Genomic DNA, 2,442 nt, shown 5'->3' with positions numbered 1-2,442 from the left:
ACGCTGCGCACCAGCGTTTCAGCCGTGGCCGGCGGCAGCGGCAGCGGACAGGGATCCAGCGCCTTGCCGTACAGGTGGGAATCCGTTTGCAGCACACCAGCCCTGTCCACAAGAAAAACATCGGTTTCCTGCTCCGGGCCTACGGAAAACAGCACCTGCTGCAAGCGCAGCGTGTCCACGGCCACGCGCAGGGTCCACGAAAGCCCGCTTTCCTCCATCCTGTGAACGGCTATGACCATATGCGGGTAGCCGCGATAGCCGAGAAACACGTTGCTCATGTACCGGCTCTTGATTTCCGCCTCGCGCAGCCAGGGCTTGCCCGCATAGTCCGCGCCCCTGAGCTTGTACGGTCCCACATAGGAAATCTGCATGCCTTCGGCATTGACCAGCCCCATGTCCACAAAGCCCTGAAATTCGCTGCGCAGCGACAAAAAAACCCGGTTCAGCGTACGCTCGTCCGCCAGATCCTTATAGGAGTATGCATGAGCGATAAAGCTTACCGTGGACTCCCTTTCTCCCAGATAAAGTTCAAGCGCCGCCTGCGACTTGCGGGCCAGCGCGTAGAGGGGGCTTTCCATCTCCCGCTCAAGAGTTCTCGTGTACTGCATGTGGCTGATGCCGGACAGCAGGAGCAGGGGCGTAACCGACACAGCCACCATAAGTATGGTCATAAGCCGCCGCAGAGAGCGATACCGGGCCGGAGACACGGCCTCAGGCACTTCCAGCAGATGGGCAAAGGCGTTTTTTATGGCGGCGAACATGCTTCCTCCGGGCTTACGCGCTGGACGCAAGCTTCAAACGTGCTTTCTCACGGTGCAGCCCTTCATATGCGGGACCAGACGTATACATAACTGAGCATGAAGGGCCTGACAGATGTTCCGGCAGACGCCCGATCCGCCTTGCCCAGCCCTCCCGTTGCGCTGCCGAAAAAGCTGGCGACAACGTGATCACTTGACCGGCTGGCCTAAGGGTCGAAGGGCCGGAGGACAGGAAGCACCCGTGACGTCACGCTCTAATGCGCTCCGGCCACCAGTACGCCGGAAGCCGCAAGACTCAGCACCAGCACCTCGGCAATGGCGATACACATCATAAGCCACTGCCTGCTCCGGGCCAGAGTCCAGGCAAGCTGCACAAAACAGAAGATCGTCAGGGCGGCAAGAAAGGCTATGCCCAAAAAATTGCATATGTCGCCCTTGCCCACCAGGGCAAGCCAGCCCCACCCCTGGGGAATATTCCCCGCCGCACGGTAGTCCGCAGCGCTGTGAACCCACAGACGCGGCAGCTCATCCAGGGCTATCTGCGGCTCCAGCACCCCGAAGACGTAGAGCGCGTAGGTCACAAGCATCATGACAAAGCCGATGAGCGAGCCGTAAAACAGCATGTCGGCATAGCGCACCTGCGCCGGGGAAGCCTTGATCTCGTTCTTAACATCCACAGTATTCATACTATCCTCCCAAAAAGTCCAGTCCGGTCAGGAAATTTACCAGCCAAGCCCCTTCATGAGAGCTTTGGCGCCGGAAAAAAGGAGCACAAAAATCACCATATAACGGATGAACTTGGGCTTGGCCACGGCCAGCAGGCGAACGCCCACCACAGAGCCGAGCATAAGCCCCACAATGGACGGAATGGCCATGAGCGGGATGACGCAGCCCTGATTGAGATACACCCAGGCCGCGGAAGTGTCTGTGATGGAAAGAAGAAACTTGGACGTACCCACGCTCACCTTGAGAGGAGCGCCCATAAGCAGGTTGAGCACCGGAACGTTGGCCCACCCGGCCCCAAGGCCGAACATGCCCGCCATGATGCCGATAACAATGAACAGCAGCAGCCCGGCAACCGTGCGATGGGTTTTCCACTCCACCACTTCGCCGGTGCTCGGTTCAAGAAATACGCCGTTCATGCCAAGGGCCAGGCCCACGGCATCCTGTTTTGTCACCACGGGGCGCACGGAGTTTTTAGACAGCAGCAACAAGACGGCAATGGCAAGAATGGTTCCGCCAAGGCAGGTCTGGATGATGTGCGTGGGCAGGGCCAGACCCAGCATGGCCCCTACAATGGCACAGGCCGAGGCAATAAGCGCTACGGGCAGGGCCAGACGCAGATTGGCGAAATTGCGGCGCAGCAGGCCCGGACCGGCGGCCAGCGCGCCCGCCAGGGCTACCAGCAGACCCGCGCCGCGCACAAAGTCCAGATGGAAAGGGAAAAATCCGCTGACCAGCGGCACAAAAAGCACGCCGCCCCCCACACCGGCCATCACGGCGATTACGCCGAGAACAAAACAGAAAAACAGCAGGGCAAGAGGCCAGAACCACCAGGGGTGGCTGTCCACAAGGACGGCATCTGCCTGAGCTTCCGCCTGTCGCTGTGTCTGGGCAAGCAGGGGGTCGCCCGTCTGGTCGGGAGCCTTGCCCGCCATCAGCCCAAGCTCCTGAGCGGACGCTT

General features: G+C 60.2%; 3 protein-coding genes. All 3 read right to left on the bottom strand.

Going from position 1 to position 2,442, the window contains the following annotated elements; genetic code table 11:
- A partial coding sequence (locus V6C07_RS01515) for a cache domain-containing protein (RefSeq protein WP_333534629.1) occupies window positions 1-761 on the bottom strand: 761 nt, incomplete at its 3' end.
- A 251-nt stretch (window positions 762-1,012) separates the two neighbouring features.
- On the bottom strand, window positions 1,013-1,444 hold the full coding sequence (locus V6C07_RS01510; RefSeq protein ID WP_333534628.1) for a DUF1634 domain-containing protein: 432 nt from the start codon (window positions 1,442-1,444) through the stop codon (window positions 1,013-1,015).
- Window positions 1,445-1,480: 36 nt separating this feature from the next.
- The gene (locus V6C07_RS01505; protein ID WP_333534630.1) at window positions 1,481-2,416 is read right to left on the bottom strand and encodes a sulfite exporter TauE/SafE family protein; all 936 of its coding nucleotides are present in this window, start codon (window positions 2,414-2,416) and stop codon (window positions 1,481-1,483) included.
- Window positions 2,417-2,442 lie beyond the last annotated feature (26 nt).

This window comes from Desulfovibrio sp. 1214_IL3152, assembly GCF_036763055.1.
GTDB lineage: Bacteria > Desulfobacterota > Desulfovibrionia > Desulfovibrionales > Desulfovibrionaceae > Desulfovibrio.
This window is presented reverse-complemented; position numbering and strand designations above follow the sequence as displayed.

Excerpts from the sequence above, each read along its gene's own strand:
- V6C07_RS01510 (WP_333534628.1), bottom strand. The coding sequence starts at position 1,444 with ATGAATACTGTGGATGTTAAGAACGAGATCAAGGCTTCCCCGGCGCAG.
- V6C07_RS01505 (WP_333534630.1), bottom strand. The coding sequence starts at position 2,416 with ATGGCGGGCAAGGCTCCCGACCAGACGGGCGACCCCCTGCTTGCCCAG.